The organism is Streptomyces celluloflavus, from assembly GCA_000720995.1.
GTDB classification, from domain to species: domain Bacteria; phylum Actinomycetota; class Actinomycetes; order Streptomycetales; family Streptomycetaceae; genus Streptomyces; species Streptomyces celluloflavus.
Map to the genome: position 1 here is coordinate 43,153 of JOEL01000028.1, position 24,887 is coordinate 68,039.

Genomic DNA, 24,887 nt, shown 5'->3' on the forward strand with positions numbered 1-24,887 from the left:
TCTTTGGTGAAAAGCACACGAAAGGGTGATCGCCCGTCATCTCGCAATTGACGCTTTATCAGAAAGAAATGGGCTTTTTGCGGCGAGTTGTGGACAGCGAGCGCACCATCACGTTCGCAAATCGGGCACCGGGCGAGGTCACCGCATCCGGCTGCGTCGCATCGTGAGGGTGTATGCGCAGACCAGGGCGACGAGTGACAACGTCAGTGCGCTGCCGACAGGTTGGGGCGCCAGTCGCATCACGACCAGTACTCCCTGGTCGATTCCGGACGGCCACTGAACCAGAGCCGACGACCTCAGTCGCGCGGGCAGCCCCGCCAGTGAACGGGCCGCCGGCTCGGCCACCACGTGCCGCACGAGCGGGACGACGAGGACCGGCACGGCGAGCACCGCCGCCAACCCCATTGCGGTGGACCGGAATACGCCGGCGGCCAGCACACCCGCCCAGGCACAGCCGACCAGCAGTCCCAGCCAACCAGCGGTGAGAACCGGCCGTTCGGCGATACCGGTGACGGCGCCCGGCCCGAACACGGTGCGGGCCGTCGCTTCCTCGGCGGCCAGTACGCACCCGCCGAGTGCCAGCGCGGCGGCGCCACTGACGAGGAGTTTGGCGAGGAGCAGCCCGAGCCTGCGGGGGACGGAGCCGCGTTCGGGGGCCAGCGCCGGATGGCGGAACTCCTGACCGAAGGCGAGCGCTCCGATGAGTCCGGCGCCGAGCGCGGCCGGAGGGAAGGGCAGTTGACGGGGCCAGCCGGTGAGTACGCGGGACATCGGGGCGCCTCCGCGACGGGCCAGCAACAGCGCCAGGACCACGGAGACGAGGACGGATGCCGCCGCGACGAACAGTCCGGCACGGTCGCCGGCGGCGCGGCGCAGTTCGTAGCGCAGCGGCCGGGCCGGGCCGGGCGCGGGCAGCCGTGGGATGGCGAGGCGCCCGCGAAGGGGGCCGGAGCGGGCCGCACCGGACGGGGAGCGGGTGTGGTGGCTTCGACGGCCGGGAGGGCGAGGGTGTCGGACACCGTGTCGTCGGCGGGGCCCGCAGTACGGCCGTCGGCACGGTGGAGCGGGACGACCGGGCCGCTGTCGCCGGCCTCGTCGTCGAGCCGGTGCACGGGGATGCCGTGCCGGAACGCGGCTTCTCCCACTGCGGCGCAGTTGCTCCCGTACACGGAGATGCGGGTGCCGCTCTCCCGGACGACTTCGACGGCCCGGCCGACGGCGGGGTCCGAGGTGCGGTCGGCGCACTGCGACTCGTCGATGAGCAGCGCCGCGAGGCGGTCGGCGTGCGGGGAGCGGACGGCGACCCGGGGGCGCAGGCGGGTACGCCGGAAGTCGGCGGCTTCCTGGTCGGCGATGAGGCGGCCATCCTCAAGGGTGACGACACGGTCCGCGATGCGTGCCGCTTCCTTGACGTTGCGGGAGGTGGTGAGGACGGCGCCGCCCTGCGCGGCGTAGCCGCGCAGCAGGCCGTGCAGCCAGGCCGCCTCGCGCGGTGAGACCCCTTCGGCGGGTTCGTCGAGGACGAGGGTGTGCGGGTCGCCGAGCAGCGCCGCGGCCAGGCCGAGCCTGCGGTCCATACCGCGGGAGAATCCGCCCAGCCGTTGGTCGGCCAGGCCGCTGAGGCCGACGAGGTCGAGCATGTCGTCGGCGCGGTCCGCCGGGACGCCGGCCGCGGCGCCGAGTATGCGCAGATGCCCGCGGGCCGTGCGGGCGGGGTGTGCGGGGACGTCGCCGAGGACGACGCCGAGCTCACGGGCGGGGTGGGGGACACGGTGCATCGGGCGGCCGCGGAAGAGGGCGACGCCGCGGCCGTACTCGAGTTGCAGCATCAGCCGCAGGGCAGTGGTCTTGCCCGCGGCGGCCGGGCCGAGCAGGACGGTGATCCGGCCCGGCCGCACTTCGAAGGTGAGGTCGTCGACGGCGGGCGGCAGTTCACCGCGGGGTTCGCTGGTCAGTCCGATGGCCTGGATCATCGCGTCCCTCGGCGGGTGTGCGTCCGCCCGGAAGCAGCGGGGGGGAACGAGAGGGCTCACCCGGCCAAGGTAACGCGATATGCCCCATTTACTCGTAATTAACGATTTTAGGCAGTCACCGTGTCCCCGCGGAGGCACGCCGGTTCCGGCATCGTCCCGGTGTGTGGCAGTTCCTCAGATCTCCGGGCGCAGCATCGGCGGGTTGAGCAGTGTCGCTCCGCCGGCCCTGAAGAGCTGGGCGGGGCGGCCGCCCTGACGGGTCGTCGTACCGCCGGTCGGCACCAGGAAGCCGGGGGTGCCGGTCACTTTGCGGTGGAAGTTGCGGGGGTCGAGGGCGACGCCCCAGACCGCCTCGTACACCCTCCGCAGCTCGCCGACGGTGAATTCCTGGGGGCAGAAGGCAGTGGCGAGCGAGGAGTATTCGATCTTCGAGCGGGCGCGCTCCACGCCGTCCGCGAGGATCCGCGCGTGGTCGAAGGCGAGCGGGGCCGCGAGGTCACCGTCGCGGCCGTGCGCGGCCTCCTGGTCAAGGAGTGTCTCCACCGGGGCCCAGCGCGCGCTGTGGGCGTCACCGCCGGCCCGGGGGGCGGGCAGATCGGGGGCGAGCACGAGGTGCGCGACACTGACGACCCGCATCCGGGGGTCGCGCCCGGGGTCGCCGTAGGTGGCCAGTTGTTCGAGGTGCGCGCCGTAGGCCGGCGGCGGGCCCGCCGGGAGGTGGGCGTGCAGGCCGGTCTCCTCCGCGAGTTCGCGGGCGGCCGCCTCCTCCAGGTCCTCGTCGGCCCGGACGAATCCGCCGGGCAGCGCCCAGCGGCCCTGGAACGGCGGCTCGCCGCGGCGCACTGCCAGCGCGCACAGGGCGTGGCGGCGCACGGTGAGCACGACCAGGTCGACGGTGACGGCGAAGGGCGGGAAGGCCGACGGGTCGTAGGGAGGCATGGCGCGATCATAGTCGTCCGCCTGACGATAAACAGGCGGCGGAGCGCCTCAGGAGCTCAGTTGCAGACCGTCCGCCGCCGCCTCCACCATCCCCATGCCGAGCCTGGTGATCCGTACCGCGAACGGCTGCTCGGCGACGCTCAGTCCGGTGAACTGCATCGCGCCGAGCGGGGCGCTGCCCGGTGGGCGCACGGCAACCGTCCCGCCGGGAACGTCCGGGCGCAGCCCGGTGAAAGCGAGCAGTATCTGCACCGCGCCGGCCGCCGCCGGTGCCGCGGGCCGGCAGGCCGCCGGGTGCGGGACCGGGGCACTGCCGGTGGTGCGCTGCTCCCCCGCGTACATCTCCGGGAGGCGGTGGCCGAACGTCTCCGCCGCGTCGAGGACGCCCCGGGCCAGGGCGCCGGCCTCCTTCTCGTGGCCGGCCGCGGCCAGGCCGGCCACGGCGACCGCCGTCTCGTGGACGCGGACCGCGCCGCTGCGGTGGCCGAACGGGTTGTATCCGCTCTCCTTGGCGCCCAGCCCGCGCAGGCCCCAGCCGGAGTCCAGGGCGGGGCCGCCCAGCAGCCGGGCCAGTCGGCCGGTCCGCGCCGCGTCCAGCAGGCCCGGTGCGAGGTCGCCGCCCCCGAGCAGGCCGGTGTCGAGGAGATGGGCGGCGGTGGAGCCGAGATGCGGCAGCGGTCGGCCGTCGCGGGTGCGCAGGGCGGCGGGGCGGCCTCCGGCGCCGTCCTCCAGCCAGAAGTCCGTCCGGAACCGGGCACGCAGATCCGCGGCCCACTCGCGCAGCGCCGCCGCGCCGGGGGCCCCGAAGGCGTCGAGGAGGTCGGCGCCCAGGAGTGCGGCGCGGTGGGCGTGGGCCTGTGTCTCGCAGCGGTACGGTCCGCCGGGCGCGGGGTCGGGGACGTATCCGCCGTGGTGGCCGGCGCCGGGCTGCTCGGTCGTGTCGCGCAGCCATCGCAGACAGCGCTGCGCGGCGGGCAGCAGTCGTTCGGTCTCCTGCTCCGGCAGGCCCCAGCGGTGTGCCTCGGCGAGGACGGTGGGGAAGAGCAGGGTGGCCTCGACGCCCGTGCAGCTGGGTGGTGCGTGCGGCCCGGCGTCCCGGAGGGCGCCGGGAATTCGGCCGAAATCCGCCCCTGGTGCGGCTTGTTGCGTACGGGCGAGTGCGCGCAGCGTGCCGGCGGCGAGTCGGGTGCCCAGTGGCAGCAGCATCCTGGCGGTCCACAGTGCCTCGGCCGGTGCCAGGCCGCAGCGCCAAGGGAACCCGCCCGCGACGTACACGTCCGTGGGTGTGCCGGCGTCGCGCATCAGCAGGCCGTACAGGTCGTCGAGGCTGCTCGCCAGGAGGGCGTCGGCCCGGTGGTCGTCGCAGTCCAGTCGTGCGGCCGGCCAGGGGCGCGGTGGCCGGTCGGCGCGGGGCCTGGGGAGGGCCGGCCGAGGGGCGGGGATCCGCGGCTCCCCCGGGCGGCTTCCGCTCCCCGGCCGCCGGTGGCCGGCCGGGGAACCGTCGGCGGTGAGTTCGAGTCCGGCGCGCAGTTCGATGGTGCGCCGGCCGCCGGGCGGCAGGTCCAGTTCCCAGCGCAGCAGGCCCGCCGAGGCCAGGGCCTCGGCGGGCACCGGGGACGCGGACACCACCGCCTGCGCTCCGGGCCCCGGCCAGCGCAGTCCGCAGCCGTGGACCACGGCCCGCAGTTCCGGACCCGGCAGGCCGACGGCGACGGCGCCCAGCTCCGCGAGGTCGGTGCCGAGCCGGATCTCCACGGGGAGCCGGACCGGCCGTACGGAGCTGCTGCTGAAGGTGATCCGTTCGCTGCCGTCGGCGGACCGCAGTCGCTCCATCCTGATCTCCGGGTCCGGTCCTCGCTCCCCCGCTCTGCGGACCGTCCCGACGAACCGGGCGCGGTCCGCGGCGACCAGCCGTCCCTGGACGACGACTGGTTCACCGCCCGCCGCGCGCAGTTCGCAGCGGGAGAGGATCCGCCTGCCATCGCGGTAGTAGCCGTCCAGTCCCTGCCCGGTGAGTTGCCCGGAGGCGGGTGAGACCGCGAGGGCCGGCAGGGCCACGCAGATCAGCGCGGCGTGGACGGGCTGCGGCTGCGGCGCCCGGGGCGGCGCGGGGCGCCGTTCACCGGGCGGTCGGGAGGCCGGCTGAGTGGTGGGGACGATGCCTGGCACGCTCTGTGCTCCCTGGTGAGGTCGGGGCTCCGTACGGCCTGCGCCACTCACCTGAACGGCGCAACCGGCGCCCAGGTCACGCCGGCCCCGCCCGACGGTGCGGTCACCCCCTGCTCCGGTCGGTGTCCCGGCCGGCCCGGCGCCTGCTCCGGTCTTCGGTCGTACAGGAGCCGGGGCCCCTACCGCCGCGCGGTCGGCGGGGGCGGTCGGCAGTGCGTGGCCGGCCCTGCCGTCCAGCGATCCGCGGTGCCTCATCCGCAGGTGTCGCGGGCGCGGTGCCGGGACCGTCCGGCTCGTCGTCGTGTTCGGCGCGCTCGTCGCGCAGGCAGCGGCGCAGCGGCTCCGGATCGAGGCCGTCGTTGATGGCGCGGTGCAGCAGCTGGGCGAAGAGATAGTCGGGGTCGATGCTCAGGGCGCGGCCGAGGGCGACCCGGGCCGAGGGGCCGTCCTCGGTGGCCCAGGAGACCCATCCGGTGAGGGTGAGCGGTGCCACCGCGTGCTCGGCGAAGCCGCCGGGGCAGCGGCGGGCGAGGGCTCGCCAGAGCCGGAGGGCCGGTGCGGCGACGGGCCCTTCCATCCACTGCGCCGCCCGGTCCCGGGTGGTGCGGTCCTGGAGCCCGAGGATGAGTTCGGCGGCCTCGGCGTCGGTGATCAGTGCGTCGTCGCAGGCGTCCCTGGCCCGGTTGCTGCCGGCGGGTGTGTCCTGCCGGAACCGGTGGATCATGGCGCCGGCCAGGTCGAGGGTGTTGCGGCGGACGACGTCCGCGCCGTCCCGCCGGAGCATCCGCGGGACGAGCGCGGCGGCCGCGGTGTCGAGGGCCTTTTCCTGCTCGGCGGCGCGCGGCCCGGTGCGGGGAGTCAGCCGTGCCTCCATCTCCTTGAGGGAGCCGCGTACCTGCATTCCCGCGTACGCGGCGGCCGCGGCCATCACGGACGTGCCGGGCATGACCAGGGGGGTGCCCTCGACGGGGCAGCAGCGGAAGTCCGGGCAGCAGTAGGACCAGTAACGGCCATTGGAGAGGCAGAGGGCTTCGAGTACGGGGACGTCCAGTGCGCCGCAGGCGGTGCGCAGCCGCTGGGCGAGGGGCCGGAGGCGGTCCTTCACGTCCTTTCCGCTCTCACCCTGTGCGGGTTCCTGGCAGAGGAAGACGAGGATGCCCGCGGGCCGGGTGCCACGGTCCTGGCAGGCCGTGACCAGGCAGTCGGCCAGTTGGTCGGAGACGTCGGGCCACTGCGTCGTGTCCGTCGGAATCCCGAGCCTGACCCGGCCGCCGAAGCGCCCGCGTTCGCCGTGCAGGGCCACCAGGACGATGCTGTCGTCCGGGTAGAAGCCCATGAGGTAGGGCAGCGCGTCGGCGAGTTCGGCCGGGCCGCGCAGGGTGACCTGGGGGTCGGTGGTCCGGCTCCCGTCGGTGCGGGCGGGGTCGGAGGAACTGTTGAGGTCTGGCGGGTTCGGAGGCTTCGACGAGTCGGCGGCGGACGGGCGGGCAGCAGACGGGTGGACAGCGGCGGACGGCTCAGGCGGCCCGGCCGGGCCCGCGGTGGTCTCTGCGGCGGTCTTGGCGGTGGTCTCGGCGGTGGTCTCGGCTGAGGTCGAGGAGGGCTTGGACGAGTGCTCGGGCGGTTCGCTCTGCGGATTCATGGCTCGAAGATCCCGCGGCCGGCCGCTCCACCGCGACCCCTGTGGACAACTCCCGGGTGACGCCGGTTGTCCACAGGTTCGGGCGGGAGTTCGCGCGTTGTCAGTGGCATCGGGTTGCATGGGGGCATGAGCAACGAAGACCTGCGTGCCTCGGCCGATGCCGTCCTGACCCGACTCGTCGGGGATCCCGGCGGCACGGCCCGGCTGCGCGAGGATCAGTGGCGGGCGATCGAGGCGCTGGTCGCCGACCACCGCCGCGCCCTGGTCGTGCAGCGCACGGGCTGGGGCAAGTCCGCGGTCTATTTCGTCGCGACGGCGCTGCTGCGCGAGCGCGGCAGCGGGCCGACCGTGATCGTCTCGCCGCTGCTCGCGCTGATGCGCAACCAGGTCGAGGCGGCCGCGCGGGCCGGGATCCGCGCGCGCACGATCAACTCCGCCAACACCGAGGAGTGGGACACCGTCCAGGCCGAAGTGGCGGCCGGTGAGGTGGATGTCCTCCTGGTGTCGCCGGAGCGACTGAACAACCCCGATTTCCGCGATCAGGTGCTGCCCAAGCTCGCAGCGGCCACCGGCCTGCTGGTGGTCGACGAGGCGCACTGCATTTCGGACTGGGGCCATGATTTCCGGCCGGACTACCGGCGGCTGCGCACGATGCTCGCCGACCTCCCGCCCGGTGTGCCGGTGCTCGCCACGACGGCCACCGCCAACGCCCGGGTGACGGCCGATGTCGCCGAGCAGCTGGGGACGGGCGAGGGCGCGGCCGAGGCGCTGGTGCTGCGCGGCCCGCTGGACCGGGAGAGCCTGAGCCTGGGGGTGCTGCCGCTGCCGGACGCAGCGCACCGGCTCGCCTGGCTGGCGGATCATCTGTCCGAACTGCCGGGCTCGGGCATCATCTACACCCTCACCGTCGCCGCCGCGGAGGAGGTCACCGCGTTCCTGCGGCACCGGGGGCACACCGTGTCCTCGTACACCGGCAAGACGGAAAACGCCGACCGTCAGCAGGCGGAGGACGATCTGCTGGCCAACCGTGTCAAGGCGCTGGTGGCGACCTCCGCGCTGGGCATGGGATTCGACAAGCCCGACCTGGGTTTCGTGGTGCATCTGGGCTCGCCGTCCTCCCCCATCGCGTACTACCAGCAGGTGGGGCGCGCGGGCCGTGGGGTGCAGCATGCCGAGGTGCTGCTGCTGCCCGGCCGGGAGGACGAGGCGATCTGGAAGTACTTCGCGTCGCTGGCGTTCCCCCCTGAGGAGCAGGTGCGCCGGACGCTGGACGTCCTGGCGGCCGCCGGCCGTCCGGTGTCGCTGCCCGCCCTGGAACCGCAGGTCGAACTGCGCCGTTCGCGCCTGGAGACCATGCTCAAGGTGCTCGATGTCGACGGCGCGGTGCACCGCGTCAAGGGCGGCTGGACGGCCACCGGCCGGCCGTGGTCGTACGACGCCGAGCGCTATGCGTGGGTGGCCCGCCAGCGCGAGACGGAACAGCAGGCGATGCGGGACTACGCCACGACGACGGGCTGCCGGATGGAGTTCCTGCGGCGCCAGTTGGACGATGACGCGGCGGTGGCGTGCGGCCGCTGCGACACCTGTGCCGGGGCGCGGTTCACCACCGAGGTGTCCGCCGCGTCGCTGGACGCGGCCCGCGGCGAGCTGGGGCGCCCGGGGGTCGAGGTGGAGCCGCGACGGATGTGGCCGACGGGGCTGCCGGCCATCGGCGTCGACCTCAAGGGACGTATTCCGGCCGGTGAGCTGGCCGCGACCGGCCGTGCTCTGGGCCGGCTGTCCGACATCGGCTGGGGCAACCGGCTGCGGCCGATGCTCGCGCCGGGGGCCGCGGACGGTCCGGTCCCCGATGACGTGTCGGCCGCGGTGGTCACGGTCCTCGCCGACTGGGCGAAGGGGCCCGGGGGCTGGGCCTCCGGGGCGGCGGACGCGCCGGCCCGCCCGGTGGGCGTCGTCTGCCTCTCCTCGCGCACCCGCCCACAGCTGATTCGCTCGCTCGCCGAGCGGATCTCCTCGGTCGGCAGGATGCCGTTCCTGGGGGCGGTGACCGCCACGGACGACGGAGACGGCGGCCGCATCCCGCGCAGCAACAGCGCTCAGCGGCTGCGGGCCCTGCACGGCGCCCTGAGCGTGCCGCCCGAGCTGGCCCAGGCCCTGGCGTCGGCCGGCGGTCCGGTGCTCCTGGTGGACGACTACGCCGACACCGGCTGGACGCTGGCCGTGGCCGCCAGGCTGCTGCGCAGAGCGGGTGCGGACGGGGTGTTTCCCCTGGTCCTCGCCGTGCAGGGCTAGGACCGGCCGGGGCGGAGGGGGAGAGTGGGATGGCCGGGGTGGCGGGCCGGAGTCGACGGCGCATGGGGCGATTTCGGGTCGTGGGCGCGAATTGCTCGTTGCCGCATACGTGTGCGACCGCAAGAATTGGAGCCGCTTCCCCGTACCAGCCCCTCCGCGGTCGGGCAGGGCCTGTCGTGGTGCGCTCTCGCGCGCCCGGCCGCCGCCCGGCGCGTGGACGCGTAGACGAAGGGAGGACCGTGGCCCTCGGTTTCGCCTCGCCCGCGAACATGTCGCGGCTCGCGGGCGGGGGTTCCGCCGCCCGGCTGGGCCGGATGCTGGAGCCCGCCGAGTGGGCCTCGGCAGGTATCCCGCTACTGCGCAATCCCCGTGGGGTCGTCGTCGGCCTGCACGATCGCCACCGTCCCGGGTTGTCGACCGCCGTCGTGGCGGTGCTGGATCCTCGGGAGCGGGTGACCGCCAGCGCGTCGTTCACCGGGCCCGCGACCGCGCCCGACGGCTGGGAGTTCCGCAACGCACTGCTGTCTCAGCTGCGCCGGATCATCCCGCACGACCTGCGGCGGCGCGTCCCGGTCCGGACGGCCGTACTGCTCTACTGCCGTGCGGGCGAGACCCGTTGGACGGAGACGGACGGGGCGTGGCTGTGGGGGCTGCGTGACGCCTGCACCCTGCACGGGCTGCGGTGCGGGGCGTACATCATGCTGACCGCCGACCGCTGGCAGGTGCTCGGCGAGGGCCGGGGCGGGCGTCGGCCCCGGCTGCCGTCCCGTACGGACGCGCCGCGCACGGCCGAGCCGCTTACGGAGGCATCGCCCACGGGAACATCGGGCGACGCGCCATACGGAACAGCGGCAGAGCGAACGAGGGTTCCGGCCGACATACCCGGGTCTGGGTCTGGGCCTGAGGTCCCGTCCCCCGCCGCGGCGTGGTGTCCCCCTCCGGGGCGACATGGTGTCCCGGGGACGACCGGGCCCTCGGGGGCGGGCGGAACGTCGGTGTGCGGCTTCCCCGTTCGGGCCGGTGGTGCGGCGCGGCAGGTTCCGCGGGATGCGGGGCAGCCGTCCGAGCCACCGTGGGACGGCAACCGGGTGGCGCCCCGGCTCGCGGCCGCGGCCCGGCGGTACTCGGCGGCCCGCTGAGGGGCACGCGGCTGCCGCCACGCACGGCCGAGGCCGTGGGCACGCGGTTGGCGCCGACGCGCGAGCGAACCCGACCGGCCGGTGTGGCCGGCGGGCTGCTCCCTGCGGTACCGCTAGGCGTGCGCGCCCAGCACGGCGTTGATCGTCTGCGGGTCGCCGCAGACGATCAGCAGCGCTCCGGCACGGGCCATCGCCGCGGGCAGTGCCTGCGCGGTGGCCTCGTCCGTGCCACCGTTGACGGCGACGACCACGACGGGCCGCCCGGCGGCGCGCCCCGCGGTGGCATCCGCGTAGAACACATCGTCCGCGGCGTCGTGTTGGGCCCAGTAGGACGTCTCACCGAAGGACAGCTCGTGCGCTGCCCACGGATGGGCGTCGCCGGTGGTCAGCACCAGGATCTCGCCCGGCGCGCGTCCGGTGTCCAGCAGCAGATCGACGGCTTCGTCGGCGGCGTCGACGGCGCCACCGGCGGGTGCCGGGATCAGCTGGAGCTGCGCTCCGGCGGCGGTGCCGGGGGTACCGGCGGCAGGCTGCTCGGAGCCGGTGCGCTGCGCCGGCGGAGCGGCGACAGGTACACGCGGCGGGGCAGCGGGTCCGGGCTTGCCCGGACGGGCACTGGCCGCGGGAGCACCGCGCGGAGGCGCGGGGCGGGGACCGGGACCAGGAACAGGACGGGGGCTCGGCGCGGTGCGGCCAGCGGCCGGAGTGGCGCGAGGACCCGGGACACTCTCGTGAATCTGAGGCTCCTCGGGGATGAGAGGCATAAAGGGATGTCTATCAAACGTAAGTGCGGAACACGTCATCGGGTACCGAATTGATGCCCGCACCGCTCAGAAGGCGAAGCCGAGTTGGCCTCCGGCCTCCAGAGCGGCTGCTTCGGGAGTGACGCGCACCTTCTTCAGGTGCCGCCACCGGGGCAGCGCGTCCATGTAGGACCACGACACTCGGTGGTGCGGCGTGGGACCGTGCTCCTCCAGGGCGATGCGGTGGGTCGGGGAGGGGTAGCCGGCGTTGCCCGCGAAGTCGAAGTCGGCGTATTCCAGGCCCAGTTCGGCCATCATCGCGTCGCGCCGCACTTTGGCGATCACGGACGCGGCGGCGACCGCGATGCAGGACTGGTCGCCCTTGATGACCGTACGGACCCGCCACGGCGCGCCCAGGTAGTCGTGCTTACCATCCAGGATGACCGCGTCCGGACGGACCGGCAGCGCCTCCAAGGCACGTACGGCCGCGAGCCGGAGTGCCGCGGTCATGCCGAGGGCGTCGATCTCCTGCGGCGAGGAATGACCGAGGCCGTAGGCCGTGACCCACTCGTCGAGCACACCGGCGAGTTCGGTGCGGCGTTTGGGGCTCAGCAGCTTGGAATCGGTGAGTCCGGCAGGCGGCCGACGCAGGCCGGTGACGGCTGCGCAGACGCTGACCGGACCGGCCCAGGCTCCGCGTCCGACCTCGTCGACACCTGCGACGATCTTGGCGCCCGTCGTGGCGCGCAACGATCGCTCGACGGTGTGGGTGGGAGGCTCGTACGGCATGGCGCCAGCCAGGTTACGCCTATTCGGCGCAGGCGTCCGCACCGGATCCCCACTGATTCCTGACGGGACGGGCACGGGGCCCGGCGAGAGTACGGCAGGCCGTACGGCGCGGTCGCTGTGGGGGGCTCGGATCGGCGCGGGGTCCGGCCGGAGTGGTGCTCACGCTGTCGCCGTCGCGCGCCGGCCTGCGACGCCGGGGCCGGACACCTGCCGGTCCCCCGTCGCCGGAAGGTCAGGCGCCCGCCCCGGTCACCTCCGGCGCTGCCTCGCGGGAGACGGCCGCTCGCGCCGAGAGCCCCGCCGGAGAGCACGACGACGTCGCCGGGCGGCGGGCAGCGGGCAGCGGGCAGCGGGCAGCGGGCAAGAAACGCACGCGAGGGAGATCCGTTGCGCCGCAGAAGGTCGCGGGTGAGGGCCGAAGGTCGCGCACCGCGATCGAGTGGGCGACGAAGGCTGGCAGCACGTCGGTCCGCTCTCCTGCCGTCCCGCCATGTCCCCGTGTCGCGACGTCGCGACACCGCCGAGAGTGACATCGGTGCCGTGCGGCGGGGGCTTCGGACGGGGAACGGTCGATGCGGAGTGGTCCACGGGCGGCGGTGACTCCGTGGCGGCGGGCAACGCCCCGGGCCTCGCGCAAGGCGGTACGTGGTGCGAAGTCGCCATCGGACGCTGCCCATTGGACGGCGGACGCGTAGGGAGCGGAGACGCACAGGAAGCAGAGGAACGGCGTACGACCGGGGAACGCACAGCCCGGGATCAGAGGGCGTGGCGCAGCGCGGCAGGGTCAGGTCGTGGCTGACAGAACGGCCGACCCTGCCGTAGTGGGACGGCGGCAGGGCTCGTCAGCCGGTGGGCGTGGGGGTCCAGGGCGGGAGGGGCTCCGCGCCGTCCAGCCAGGACCGGGGCGGGGTGCCGCCGCTGCCCGCGGCGACGATGCCGCCGACGATGGCGCAGGTGGTGTCCACATCCCCGCCCACCTGGGCAGTGGTCCAGAACGCCTGCTCGTAGTCGCCGAGATGGCGGGCCGCGGCCCAGAGGGTGAAGGGAACGGTGTCGTGGGCGCTGGTCCGCCGTCCGCAGCCGAGGACGGCGGCGACGGTGCCGGAGTCGGCGTAGTCGAGCATGTCCCGGGCGCGGCGCAGACCGGCCTGTACGGCGCTGCGCGGGATCAGCTCCAGTACGCCGTCGAGGAGCTCCTCGGGGCCGGCGTCCCGCCCCGGGCTCGCCACCAGGGCGGCTGCGGCGGCGACGGCCATCGCGCCGACGACGGCCTCGCGGTGCTGGTGGGTGACGTACGCGGAGATCTCCGCCTGGTGTGTGGCCTGCTCCGGGTCGTCGGCGTACCAGGCACCCAGGGGGGCGATGCGCATGGCGGCGCCGTTGCCCCAGGAGCCCCGGCCGTTGAAGAGGCCGGACGCCAGCTCGTGCCAGTCGCCGCCCTCGCGGATCAGCCGGAGCATGCGGTTCACGGCCGGGCCGTAGCCGCGGTCGACGTCGTGGTGTTCGGCGAAGGAGCGGGCCAGGGAGTCCTGGTCGATCCGGCCGTGGGTGGTGAGCACGGCGAGGACGGAGCAGGCCATCTCGGTGTCGTCGGTCCACTGCCAGGGGGCGGGCGGCAGCTCGCGGCGCTTGAGGGCGGGGACGTGGGCGGGGACGAAGAACCGGGAGCCGAGGGCGTCGCCCACGGAAAGTCCGCGCAGGCTCGCCAGAGCCCGCTCACAGCGGTCTGCGTCACGGTGGTCGGCGGTCATCGGTGTGCACTCTAACCGGTGACGCCGTAAGGCTCGGGTACGCACCAGCGCTCGAACGGCCGGTCAAGGGAGTAGCGGCCGTCCACACCGAGGAGCAGGGTGCGCCGCTCCGCGTTGCCCGGGTTGGACAGCGATTCGAAGTCGGCGACCGTCCAGTGGAACCACCTCATGCAGAACAGGCGCATGGTGAGGCCGTGCGTGACGATCAGGACGTTCGGCGGGTGGCCGGGGTCCTCGAAGCTGCGCCACAGGCTCTCCAGGAACGCCCCGACCCGGTCGTAGACGTCCGCGCCGGACTCGCCCTGCGCGAACCGGTAGAAGAAGTGACCGTAGGCGTCGCGATATGCCTTCTGGAGCCGTACGTCGTCCCGGTCCTGCCAGTTCCCCCAGTCCTGCTCGCGCAGCCGCGGCTCCTCCCTGACCCTGACCCGCTCCCGGTCCAGAGCGAGCGCCCGGAAGGTCTGGTGGGTGCGGCGGTAGGGCGAGACGTAGGCGGAGACCTGTTCGTCCCCGAAGATCGCCCGCAGCGGGGGGCCCGCTTCCTCGGCCTGCCGGAACCCGGTCTCCGTGAGGCTGAGGGCGTGGTCGGGCTCCCGTTCGTAGACGGTGTCGTCGACGTTCCCCACCGACTCTCCGTGGCGGATGAGGACTATGCGTCGGGGCCGGGCCATACCGCCACCCTAAGACGCCTGCCCTGTACATGCCGCGTGCGGTGGCGGCCACAGCCATGCCCCCTCCTCCGCGCATCCCATGCCGCGGTGCCCCCACGTCGCCTCGCTCTCCCTCAGGTCGGTCGCTCAGATCGGCCACCGTTCCTCACGTCGTCCTTTCTCGTGTCGCCGTCATCCGGCTCCGTCGGTCCGCGCCGAACCCCGGCAGGCGTGCAGGCAGACGACGGACGGGAGCCGGCCCGAAAGCCGAGGAGCGCTCGCCCTGAGCGGGCGCCCGCGAAGAGCAGCGCATACCCGCGGAGAGCGTCCACGGCGACGAGCACGCGTGGCGGTGGGCACGCACAGCGACGGGCGTGCGCTCGCGGGCCGTGCCTCAGTGCGCGTCGGGGACCGGGCGACCGTCGCGTATCCCGTAGCTGCGGCCGCCGAAGCGCCGGCGCAGCAGGCGGTCGTGGGAGACGACGACCAGCGCGCCGGGCCATACCGCGAGGGCCTCTTCCAGCTCTTCGACCAGGCCGAGGGCCAGGTGGTTGGTCGGTTCGTCCAGCAGCAGAAGATCCGCCGGCCGGGCCAGCAGCCGGGCCAGCGCCAGCCGGCGCCGCTGGCCTGCCGAGAGCGCCCCCACCGGCACCCGCAGATCGCGCTCCCGGAAGAGCCCGAAGGACAGCAGAAGGCCGGCCAGCTCGTCCGCATCGCCGGTCAGGCCCCGCCCGAACGCCGCCAGCAGCGGTTCAGCGGGGCGGGTGACCGGTATTTCCTGGGCGAGGAAGCCGATCCGCCCCCGGCGCCGCACCGTTCCGCTGTCCGGCTCGGTGATTCCCGCGATGACCCGCAGCAGCGTGGTCTTGCCCGCGCCGTTGGCACCGTGGATCAGCAGTCGTTCACCGGCGGCGACCGAGAGGGAGTCCACCGCCAGCCGGTCCGCGACGCGCACCCCGTCGAGGTGGACGAGGGTGCCCTCGGCGTCGCCGGTACCCGGTACGGCGCGGAAGCGGAGCGGATCCGGTGGTCTGGGGACCGGCTCGTCCCGCAGCCTGCGCAGTCGCTCCTGGGCGTTGCGCACTCTGCTGGACACGGATGCCTGGACGCGGCCCTTGTCCCGGTCGTACGCCATCTTGTTGCCGTCTTTCATCGCCCGGCCCCGGGCGACGTGGTGTGCGGTCCCCGCCGCGAACTCGGTGAGCTGCGCGATCTGCTCGCACCACCGGGCGTACTCCTGCTCCCAGCGGCGGCGGGCGGCCGTCTTGGCGGCGACGAAGGTGCCGTAGCCGTCGCCGTAGCGCACGATGCCGCGGCGGTCGGCGTCCACCTCGACGATCGCGGTGGCGATCCGTTGCAGAAAGAGCCGGTCGTGGGAGACGGCGAGGACCGTGCCGCGATGGGCGAGCAGAGCGTCCTCCAGCCAGTCGAGAGCGGCCGCGTCGAGATGGTTGGTCGGCTCGTCGAGGAGCATGACCTCGGGCGAGGCTGCGATCAGGCAGGCGAGTCCGAGCCGGGCCTGCTCGCCTCCGGAGAGGCTGCCCAGCAGCCGGTCGTGCGCGATCCGCTCCAGCCCGAGGGCGTGCATCGCCTTGTCGACACGGGCATCGGCTTCGTAGCCGCCGCGCACTTCGAAGAGGGTGAGCAGCTCGCCGTACTCGTCCAGTTGACCGGCCGTGGCGCGGCCCAGCCCGCGCTCCAGCGACCGGAGCCGGCGTTCGATGTCTCTGAGATCTGCCAGGGCGGCGTCGATCGCGTCCTGGACCGTGCGGTCCGGGCGGAGGCCGGGGGTCTGCCCGAGGTGGCCGATACCGCCGTCGGCGCGGCGGACGACTCGGCCGTCGTCGGGCTGCTCGGCGCCCGCGATGATGCGCAGCAGTGTCGACTTCCCGGCGCCGTTCTCCCCCACGATCCCGATCCGTTCACCGGGCCGTACGGAGAGGGAGACGCCGTCGAGCAGCAGTCGGTCGGCGTAGGAGTGGGAAACGTCGTGCAAGGAGATCTGGGTGGGCAATCAGTCCTCCGGCCAGGTCGTGTGGACACATCGGGGGCATGAGCGGGCAGACGGCTTCGGATACGGGTACTGGTCCAGTTGCAGGTACGGACAGGGCATCGAGTGAATGGTCCACCGACACCCAAATGCAACTTCCATTGCATTACGATGATGGTGACACACCCCACCCCACTAATGCAATAGGAGTTGCAGTTGTCCGGTGAGACCGAGCCCGCGGACGAGAGCAAGGCCGGTACGTCCACGCCGCCCACCCCCGGCACCCGGCGCCCCGGCGGACGCACCGCGCGCACCCGGGCCGCCGTCCGTGACGCCGTCCTGACCGGCCTCACCGAGCACGGCTATCCCGGCCTGACCATCGAGTACGTCGCCGAGCACTCGGGCGTGCACAAGACGACGCTCTACCGGCGCTGGGGAGGCGTCGAGGGGCTGGTGGCCGACGCGCTGGACCTGGCGGGCGAGGACACCTGGCTGCCGCCCGACACCGGCTCCCTCGCGGGAGATCTGCGCGCCCTCGCCCACGAGGTCGTCGATTCCTTCGCCGATCCGGGCGCGGCCGCGTCCGGTTCCGCGATGATCGCGGCCGCCTTCCAGTCGGAGCGGGCCGCCGGGGCGCTGCGCGCCTACTACGCCGAGCGGTTCGCGCGCTGCGAGGTGATCGTGGCACGCGCCGTCGGACGCGGCGAACTGCCGGTCACCGAGGGCGCCGTGATCGACGCCGGCGCGCTCGTCCGGTCGGTGTCCGCACCGGTCTTCTTCCGCCTGTTCATCACCCGGGAACCGATCGACGGCGCGCTCGCCGACCAGTCCGCGGCGGCAGCCCTGGCCGCCGCCCGTGCGGGAGCGTTCACCACCGGCTGAGCCGGGCCCCCGGGGCCACGTGCCCGGCGCCGCTCACCGGCACCCCGCCGCGACCGCCGCCCCCGGCCGGCACCCGCCCCTCACACCGTCCACGACGGTTCGAGCTGCACGACATCCCCGGCGACCGCCCGCACATCCGCCGTCATCTGGGCCCGCAGGGCCAGCCGCTCCACCCGCTCCGGCCGGTACTTCCCGCGCTCGGCCTCCGACTGCCACATCGACAGCACCAGGAACTCCTCCCCCGGAGCCCGCCCCAGCATCCCCCGCAGCATTCCCGGCGACCCCGCCATCGCCGGATTCCAGACTTTCTCCTGCATCAGCATGAAGTGATCCACCCGGTCCTGGTGCACCTGGCAGTGCGCCAGGCGGAGCACGTCCGCATCACCGAACGAGGGCTGGAAACCCACCTTCACGTCAAACTCGTGCTCGAACAGCCGCACTTGGATGTCCTTGAACGTGCCTACCTGGGCGGCCGCCAACCGGTCGTGTGAGCGCGCCATGAAGGAGTCGTAGAGTGCCCGGCTCTCCCAGAAGGCCACCAGATGCGCGACCCCCGGGCGGCCCCGGCTCCACCCCCCGCCCTGCCCTCGAAACCCCGGCTCACCCAGCAGCCCCGCCCATTTCCGCTGCCCCCGGTCGAACCCTCGACGGTCCACGACGGTGAGGCGAATCCACTTGACCAGCACCGCGCCATCGTACGGCCCCGCGGCAACCGGCATCACTGCGCGTCACATCGTCACCACCACGAACTCTCCTACGGACGTGGATCGATGGGCGTCAGCACCCCGAGCCGCCGCTCGACCTCCTCGGCCGCCGCCAGGCACAGGTCCTCCCGATAGGCGCGCCCGATCAACTGCACACCACAGGGGAGCCCGTCCGCCTCCCCGGTGGGCACCGCCACCGCCGGTACGCCGACGAAGCTCGTCGCGGTGCACAGCCGCATGGCCGTCTGCACGCGCTGATGACTCTCCGGGTCGCGCACCTCGGCCCCCGGCGCGAACGGCGGATCGGTGAACACCGGCCCCAGGACCAGCGGATATTCGTCCAGGAAGGCCGCCCAGTCACGGCGGATCCCCAGGCGCACGCCGGTCAGCCGCAGGTATTCCGTCAGCTCCACCGGGCCGCTCTTCGCCATGCCCAGCTCGATATAGCGGTGCCCACCCTCCCCCAGGAGCGTCTTGACGACCGGCCAGGAGGGGGCGAACTCCGTGAGCGTCATCCGAGCGTAGACGTCGAGGGCGTCGTCCAGCCGCGGCACGTCCGCCACCTCGCACACCTCGTATCCGGCGTCCCGCAGCGCGTCCGCGGCGCTCTCCACCGCCTTGCGCACCACCGGACGCACACCGTGTCCACCGGGGTCCGTCACCATCGCCACCTTGAGGGGACGCACCAACGGCTCGCCGTAGAGGGGCACCGGCACCGCCCTCGGGTCGCGCGGATCGGTCCCGGCCAGCACCTCGTACGCGAGCCGCAGATCGCCGACCGTACGCGCCAGGGGCCCGTCGACCACCAGCACCTGGGCGGCGAGGGAGGGGTCGTCCGGCCCGAGGCGGTGATCCGCGGCGAACCGCCCGTAGGTGGGCTTCAGTCCCGCGACGCCACAGAAGGACGCGGGGATGCGCACCGAGCCCCCGGAGTCGTTGCCGAGCCCAAGGGCGGCCATTCCGGTGGCCACGGCCGCACCGTCGCCGCCGCTGGAACCGCCGGGCGTGACAGCCCGGCTCCAGGGATTCGCGGTGTCGCCGAACAGCTCGCTGCGGGTATGGACGCCGGCGAGGATGAGGGTCGGCATATTGCTGTGCCCGACCGGGATGCCCCCGGCGGCGCGCAGTCGTGCCACCGGGGGCGCGTCGGAGCTCGCCACGGCATCGCGGAAGCGCTTCGCGCCGTACGTCGTCGGCACACCCGCGATGGCGGTGCTCTCCTTGACGGTGAACGGCACACCGACCAGCGGCCCCGGCTCCACGCCCGCGGCACGCCGCCGGTCTGCCACCGCGGCCTCGGCGCGCGCCCGCTCGGCAAGCAGCTGCGTCACGGCATTGACGGCCGGGTTGACCTCGGCGATCCGCTCCAGGTGGGCGTCGACCAGCTCGACCGCCGTCACCGCACCGTCACGAACCGCGGCCGCCTGGGCGCGGGCCGTCATCTTCCACAGCGCGTCGCGCATGTTCTCACCCTCTCGTACCGGCCTTCCGGCACTTCGACGTTCCGGTGCGCTTCGTCGTCCGGGCGCTCCGAAGCCCCTGCGGAACCAGGCGGTTCGATGCCCCCGACGTTTCGATGCGCTTGCATCACTTCAGCATCGTAACCTTGTTCCCGATACGTACGCATCGAATAAAACGACATCGGAACCGGAGTGCGCGACATGCCCAAGCAGGTGGATCACGAGGGCCGGCGCCGGCAGATCGCCGACGCCGTCTGCCAACTGGCCGACGAGAGCGGTCTGGAAGGTGTCACGCTGCGCGATGTGGCGGCCCGTGCGGAGGTCTCCATGGGCGCCGTCCAGCGCTGCTTCGGCACCAAGGAGGAGATGCTGGTCTTCGCCCTCGGCCATATCGGCGCGCGGATCGCGGCGCGGGTGACGGCACGGCTCGTGGCCTCACCGGCCCAGTCGGCCCGTACGGCGCTCGGGCACGCCACCGCCGAGATCTCACTGCTCCAGGAGGAGCAGCGCGCCGAGGCCCGTGTCTGGCTGGCCTTTGTCGCACAGGCCGCGGTCAGCCCGCCACTGGCCGAAATACTGCGTACCAACTACGCCGATTTGCAGGCGGTGTTCACCCGGCTCATCGCCGAAGCCACCGGTTCCGCCGACCCGGCCCGCGAGGCCCGCACCCTCCTCGCCCTCACCGACGGCCTCACCACCCACGTCCTGATCGGCCACCTCTCCCCCGCCGCCGCACTGGACGTCCTCGACGGCCATCTGGGCCGCCTGTGGCGCGAACCGGCGGCCTGACCGGCCGACTTCCGGGACCGACACCCGCCCTCCGGCGCGATCAGCCCGACCCGCCGGACGGCCGGCGATCCGGCAGCCGCCGCTCCGGACTTCCGGACCGGCCCGGCGATACACCCCGAGAGCCGACTGCCCGCCTCCGTCCACCTGGCCCGACGGCGCCTTCCAGCCACCGACGGGCTTCAACTCCGCTTACCACGACGACCACTTGGCCCAACCCAGCGGACGCCCGACGTGTCACCATGTCAACGAATGGGAATTCTTGGGTAGTTGCCGACGTGACGACCCAGCCGGCCTCGCTCCCCGGGTTCGACTCGGCCACAGGCCCGACCGACTGCTTCCGTTCGTCCCGGTGTCCAGCAGCGGTCCGGAACGACAACCGACCGCGAGCGATGAGCAGTTGTACGCCGACCGATGACGGCCTGACGGTCTTCGGCACCTACGACGCGAGAGAGACAGCCAGCGAAGCGTAAGAGAAGGCTCAGACGAGAAGAAAGCAAGAAGAAAGGGGAACCCGGTGAGCACTCTCAACAAAGGGATCGAGAAGGTCGAGGTGACGCTCAAGTGGGACCCCAGCCCCCTCGGCACACCCGATAACGACCTCGACATCATCGCCGCGACGTACGCGGCGGGCGCACCGCACGGCGAGCCGTCCTACCTGGTGCACTTCGGCAGCCGGTCACCCGACGGCACCATCACCCTCAACCGGGACAGCCGGACCGGTCAGGGCTTCGGTTCCGACGAGGTCATGACGCTGGAACTGGACCGGCTGAGCGAGACCTACACACGCGTCATCGTGGGCGTGGCCATCCAGCAGGGCGAGGGCCGCAAGGTCTTCGGTGACGTAGCGAATACCGAGGTCCTCGTCCGCGAGGGCCGCACCAATCTGGCGGCGAGCGATTTCTCCGGCGTCGCGGACGCGACCGCCGCGACCGTCGCCGAATTCTCCCGGGACGACACGGGCGCATGGCGATTCCACACGTCCCTCCGCGGATTCGACGCCGATCCGAATACGTTCACCTCACTGATGGGCAACTGAGGGGCAGTTGACGGCCATCTGACGGACTGCACGGGAAAGCGACGAAGGGGAGGCGGCTGATATCCGCCTCCCCTTTCCCGCGCTTTCCCCATTCCCGGGAGTCCCCGATTCCCACGCGATCCCACCTCTCACGCATTCCCGCTTCCCGTGCGGTCCCGGCGAGAACGACTACTCCGCGCCCGCCCGCCGGCGACGGCGATGAGCCGCGACCCGTTCACGCGAGGCGCAGGCGGCGGAGCAATAGCGGTGGGCACTTCCGGGGCCGGTGCCCAGGTAAAGAGTGGCGCAGCGCGGGGCGGCGCATTCGCCCCAGGTGACACGGCCGTATTCGGTGAGAATCTGCGCCAGCGCCACGGCACTTGAGGCCAGAAACCAGTCGGCCCAGCCCGCGTCTTCACCCCGGTCGACATGCAGATGCCAGGCATGACCGCCATGCCGGGACAGATGCGGGCGCGCACCGCATTCGGCCGGCAAAGCGTTGATGGCGTGGGCGGCCCGGTCAGTCCCGGCGTCGTCCGCCCCGCCCGATTCGGCGACGGCATCCGTACCGGCACCCGCAGCGAAGCCGTACCCGTTGGCACCCTCCCCCTCGACACCATCCCCGATCGCACCGCCCCCGGTGGCACCGTTCCCGACAAGGACGCCGGTGATCCGGATGACGGCACTCCGCAATTCCTCCGCATCGGCCTCCGAGAACGCCCGCTCGGTCAGCTCACCCGGGCTCTCGCCATGGCCCGCGAGCAGGTCCGCCAGCGCGGCCCGCGGCAGGCTGGCCACCGCACTGCCCGCCCGCCCCGTGGTCCCGGCGCCCCGAGGGCCGCGGCACGGGGGTCGGAAACGGCCGCGCCCTGAGCACGGCGGACCGCGGACCGGTGGACGCGCCGAAGGGGACCGGCCCCCGGCCGGTCCCCTTCGTACGCTCTTTCTCACCCCGGGCCATGTCTCAGCCCGGTGCGCGGGCCGCGCGGGACGGTGTGTCCCGCGCGGGTCCGCTCATGCTCAGCTGCAGCCGCTGGTCGAGCCGCAGCCCTCGCACAGGTAGCAGCTGCCGGCCCGCTGCATCTTCGTGCCGCAGGAGAAGCAGAGCGGCGCGTCGGCGTTGATGCCGAGCTGCATCTCGACCAGTTCGGCGTTGGTGTGCGCCTGCTTCGGGGCGGCCGGGGCGGCCTCCTCGACGGCCTTGACGACCGGGGCGGACTTCGGCGACTCGGCCTGGAGCGGCGCGGACTGGGCCAGCCCCTCCACGTCCATGTCGTCGGCCGGCTCGTACGAACCGGTGTCCAGGTGGCGCTGGCGCTCCTCGACGGAGTGGATGCCCAGCGCCGAGCGGGTCTCGAAGGGCAGGAAGTCCAGCGCCAGGCGGCGGAAGATGTAGTCGACGATCGACTGCGCCATCCGCACGTCCGGGTCGTCGGTCATACCGGCCGGCTCGAAGCGCATGTTGGTGAACTTCGAGACGTAGGTCTCCAGCGGCACGCCGTACTGGAGGCCCACCGACACCGCGATGGAGAAGGCATCCATCATGCCCGCGAGGGTCGAGCCCTGCTTGGACATCTTCAGGAAGACCTCGCCGAGACCGTCGTCCGGGTAGGAATTGGCGGTCATGTAGCCCTCGGCGCCGCCCACCGTGAAGGAGGTGGTGATGCCGGGACGGCCCTTGGGGAGGCGCTTGCGCACCGGGCGGTACTCGACGACCTTCTTCTCGGCCGCGGTCTGCGCCGGCGCCGCGGCCTTGGCCGTGTCCGGGGAGTCCTTCGTCTTCGCGGAGAGCGGCTGGCCGACCTTACAGTTGTCGCGGTAGATCGCGAGCGCCTTCAGGCCGAGCTTCCAGCCCTCGTAGTAGACCTCTTCGATCTCCTCGACGGTGGCCGTCTCCGGAACGTTGACGGTCTTGGAGATCGCGCCGGAGAGGAAGGGCTGCGCGGCGGCCATCATGCGCACGTGGCCCATGGCGGAGATCGAGCGGACGCCCATGGCGCAGTCGAAGACCTCGTAGTGCTCGGTCTTCAGGCCCGGCGCGTCGATGACGTTGCCGTGCTCACCGATGTGGGCGACGATCGCCTCGACCTGCTCGGGCTGGTAGCCGAGCCGCTTGAGCGCCTTGGGGACCGTGTTGTTCACGATCTGCATGGAGCCGCCGCCGACGAGCTTCTTGAACTTGACCAGGGCGAGGTCGGGCTCGACGCCCGTGGTGTCGCAGTCCATCATCAGGCCGATGGTGCCGGTCGGCGCGAGCACCGACGCCTGCGCGTTGCGGAAGCCGTTCTTCTCGCCGAGGCGCAGCACGTCCTGCCATGCCTCGGTGGCCGCCGCCCAGACCGTGGTGTCCAGGTCGTCGGCGCGCGCCGCGGCGGTGTTGGCGTCGGCGTGCTGCTTCATCACGCGCTTGTGGGCGTCCGCGTTGCGGGCGTAGCCGTCGTACGGGCCGACGACCGCGGCCAGCTCGGCGGAGCGCCGGTAGGAGGTGCCGGTCATCAGGGAGGTGATGGCACCGGCCAGCGCGCGGCCGCCGTCGGAGTCGTAGGCGTGGCCGGTGGCCATCAGCAGGGCGCCGAGGTTGGCGTAGCCGATGCCCAGCTGGCGGAAGGCGCGGGTGGTCTCGCCGATCTTCTCGGTGGGGAAGTCCGCGAAGCAGATGGAGATGTCCATCGCGGTGATGACCAGCTCGACGACCTTGGCGAAGCGCTCGGCGTCGAACGACTGGTGTCCCTTGTCGTCGTCGCGCAGGAACTTCATGAGGTTGAGCGAGGCGAGGTTGCACGAGGAGTTGTCCAGGTGCATGTACTCGCTGCACGGGTTGGACGCGGTGATCCGGCCCGACTCCGGCGAGGTGTGCCAGTGGTTGATGGTGTCGTCGTACTGGATGCCGGGGTCGGCGCACGCCCACGCGGCCTCCGCCATCTTGCGGAAGAGGCTCTTGGCGTCGACCTCCTCGATGACCTCACCGGTCATCCGGCCGCGCAGCCCGAACTTCGAGCCGGTCTCGACGGCCTTCATGAACTCGTCGTTGACCCGGACCGAGTTGTTGGCGTTCTGGTACTGGACGGACGTGATGTCGTCGCCGCCCAGGTCCATGTCGAAGCCGGCGTCGCGCAGCGCGCGGACCTTCTCCTCTTCCTTCACCTTGGTCTCGATGAAGGCTTCGACGTCGGGGTGGTCGACGTCCAGGACGACCATCTTGGCCGCGCGGCGGGTGGCGCCGCCCGACTTGATCGTGCCGGCGGAGGCGTCGGCGCCGCGCATGAAGGAGACCGGGCCGGAAGCGTTGCCGCCGGAGGAGAGCAGCTCCTTGGAGGAGCGGATACGGGAGAGGTTCAGGCCGGCGCCGGAGCCGCCCTTGAAGATCATCCCCTCTTCCTTGTACCAGTCCAGGATCGACTCCATGGAGTCGTCCACGGAGAGGATGAAGCAGGCGCTGACCTGCTGCGGCTGCTGGGTGCCGACGTTGAACCACACCGGCGAGTTGAAGCTGAAGACCTGGTGCAGCAGCGCGTACGCGAGCTCGTGCTCGAAGATCTCGGCGTCCGCCGGTGAGGCGAAGTAACTGTTGTCCTCGCCGCTCTTGCGGTAAGTCTTGACCACCCGGTCGATGAGCTGCCGCAGGCTCGCCTCACGCGCCGGCGATCCCACCGCGCCGCGGAAGTACTTGCTGGTGACGATGTTGACCGCGTTCACCGACCAGAAGTCGGGGAACTCGACGCCACGCTGCTCGAAATTGACCGAGCCGTCGCGCCAGTTGGTCATGACGACGTCACGGCGCGCCCACTCCACCTCGTCGTACGGATGCACGCCGGGGGTGGTGTGGATGCGCTCGATGCGCAGACCCTTGCTCGCCTTGCTGCCCTTGGCGCGGGAGCCTCGTGCCGGGCCGCTCGTCGTCTCTGTCATTCCGCCTCCCTATACGGGCAAACGCCCATATGTGCACACTTCTTCCGTGGC

Annotated in this window: 16 protein-coding genes and 2 pseudogenes; 5 read left to right on the plus strand and 13 right to left on the minus strand. The window is 72.7% G+C overall.

What is annotated here, in order from left to right; translation table 11 throughout:
* Window positions 1-138 precede the first annotated feature (138 nt).
* The 4 genes and pseudogenes from IH09_RS40700 to IH09_RS23415 all read right to left on the minus strand — a co-directional run bounded on the left by IH09_RS40700 (window position 139) and on the right by IH09_RS23415 (window position 6,723).
* Window positions 139-1,973 (minus strand): annotated as a pseudogene (locus IH09_RS40700) (ABC transporter ATP-binding protein).
* Between the two features lie 174 nt (window positions 1,974-2,147).
* Complete coding sequence (locus tag IH09_RS23405; protein ID WP_052859430.1) at window positions 2,148-2,912, minus strand: NUDIX hydrolase; 765 nt, start codon at window positions 2,910-2,912, stop codon at window positions 2,148-2,150.
* A 48-nt stretch (window positions 2,913-2,960) separates the two neighbouring features.
* Window positions 2,961-4,970 carry a glycogen debranching N-terminal domain-containing protein gene (locus IH09_RS23410; protein ID WP_052859455.1) on the minus strand — a complete coding sequence of 670 codons (2,010 nt, stop codon included), beginning with the start codon at window positions 4,968-4,970 and terminating at the stop codon, window positions 2,961-2,963.
* 214 nt (window positions 4,971-5,184) lie between these two features.
* Complete coding sequence (locus IH09_RS23415; protein WP_110952530.1) at window positions 5,185-6,723, minus strand: DUF4192 domain-containing protein; 1,539 nt, start codon at window positions 6,721-6,723, stop codon at window positions 5,185-5,187.
* 126 nt (window positions 6,724-6,849) lie between these two features.
* On the opposite strand from IH09_RS23415, the gene IH09_RS23420 reads away from it, so the two are divergent.
* Window positions 6,850-9,015 (plus strand): RecQ family ATP-dependent DNA helicase, encoded by a 2,166-nt coding sequence (locus IH09_RS23420; protein ID WP_052859431.1) that lies wholly within the window; start codon window positions 6,850-6,852, stop codon window positions 9,013-9,015.
* Between the two features lie 239 nt (window positions 9,016-9,254).
* Window positions 9,255-9,851 (plus strand): annotated as a pseudogene (locus IH09_RS37775) (hypothetical protein); the annotation flags it as partial.
* A 416-nt stretch (window positions 9,852-10,267) separates the two neighbouring features.
* On the opposite strand, the gene IH09_RS23430 reads toward IH09_RS37775, so the two are convergent.
* The 5 genes from IH09_RS23430 to IH09_RS23450 all read right to left on the minus strand — a co-directional run bounded on the left by IH09_RS23430 (window position 10,268) and on the right by IH09_RS23450 (window position 16,101).
* The gene (locus IH09_RS23430; RefSeq protein ID WP_052859432.1) at window positions 10,268-10,918 is read right to left on the minus strand and encodes a hypothetical protein; all 651 of its coding nucleotides are present in this window, start codon (window positions 10,916-10,918) and stop codon (window positions 10,268-10,270) included.
* Window positions 10,919-10,984: 66 nt separating this feature from the next.
* A complete protein-coding gene (locus IH09_RS23435; protein ID WP_052859433.1) occupies window positions 10,985-11,686 on the minus strand; it encodes a ribonuclease HII in 702 nt (233 codons plus the stop codon).
* A gap of 842 nt (window positions 11,687-12,528) precedes the next feature.
* Window positions 12,529-13,437, minus strand: a complete 909-nt coding sequence (locus IH09_RS23440) for an ADP-ribosylglycohydrolase family protein (protein WP_052859434.1) — start codon at window positions 13,435-13,437, stop codon at window positions 12,529-12,531.
* Window positions 13,438-13,448: 11 nt separating this feature from the next.
* Window positions 13,449-14,108, minus strand: coding sequence for a histidine phosphatase family protein (locus IH09_RS23445; protein ID WP_052859435.1), 660 nt, complete (start codon window positions 14,106-14,108; stop codon window positions 13,449-13,451).
* Window positions 14,109-14,481: 373 nt separating this feature from the next.
* On the minus strand, window positions 14,482-16,101 hold the full coding sequence (locus IH09_RS23450) for an ABC-F family ATP-binding cassette domain-containing protein (protein WP_052859436.1): 1,620 nt from the start codon (window positions 16,099-16,101) through the stop codon (window positions 14,482-14,484).
* Between the two features lie 192 nt (window positions 16,102-16,293).
* Between IH09_RS23450 and IH09_RS23455 the strand changes: the two genes are divergently transcribed.
* Entirely contained in the window at window positions 16,294-16,959 is a 666-nt protein-coding gene (locus IH09_RS23455; RefSeq protein ID WP_052859437.1) for a TetR/AcrR family transcriptional regulator, read from the plus strand.
* A gap of 80 nt (window positions 16,960-17,039) precedes the next feature.
* Here the strand turns inward: IH09_RS23455 and IH09_RS23460 are convergent, their stop codons facing one another.
* Window positions 17,040-17,645 carry a YdbC family protein gene (locus tag IH09_RS23460; protein ID WP_052859458.1) on the minus strand — a complete coding sequence of 202 codons (606 nt, stop codon included), beginning with the start codon at window positions 17,643-17,645 and terminating at the stop codon, window positions 17,040-17,042.
* 68 nt (window positions 17,646-17,713) lie between these two features.
* Window positions 17,714-19,126, minus strand: coding sequence for an amidase (locus IH09_RS23465; protein ID WP_052859438.1), 1,413 nt, complete (start codon window positions 19,124-19,126; stop codon window positions 17,714-17,716).
* 198 nt (window positions 19,127-19,324) lie between these two features.
* Between IH09_RS23465 and IH09_RS23470 the strand changes: the two genes are divergently transcribed.
* Window positions 19,325-19,912 (plus strand): TetR/AcrR family transcriptional regulator, encoded by a 588-nt coding sequence (locus IH09_RS23470; RefSeq protein ID WP_052859439.1) that lies wholly within the window; start codon window positions 19,325-19,327, stop codon window positions 19,910-19,912.
* Between the two features lie 514 nt (window positions 19,913-20,426).
* Entirely contained in the window at window positions 20,427-20,948 is a 522-nt protein-coding gene (locus tag IH09_RS23475) for a TerD family protein (RefSeq protein WP_052859440.1), read from the plus strand.
* Between the two features lie 168 nt (window positions 20,949-21,116).
* On the opposite strand, the gene IH09_RS40140 is transcribed toward IH09_RS23475, so the two are convergent.
* Complete coding sequence (locus tag IH09_RS40140) at window positions 21,117-21,725, minus strand: CGNR zinc finger domain-containing protein (RefSeq protein WP_052859441.1); 609 nt, start codon at window positions 21,723-21,725, stop codon at window positions 21,117-21,119.
* Between the two features lie 222 nt (window positions 21,726-21,947).
* Window positions 21,948-24,836 carry a vitamin B12-dependent ribonucleotide reductase gene (locus tag IH09_RS23485; RefSeq protein ID WP_052859442.1) on the minus strand — a complete coding sequence of 963 codons (2,889 nt, stop codon included), beginning with the start codon at window positions 24,834-24,836 and terminating at the stop codon, window positions 21,948-21,950.
* Window positions 24,837-24,887 lie beyond the last annotated feature (51 nt).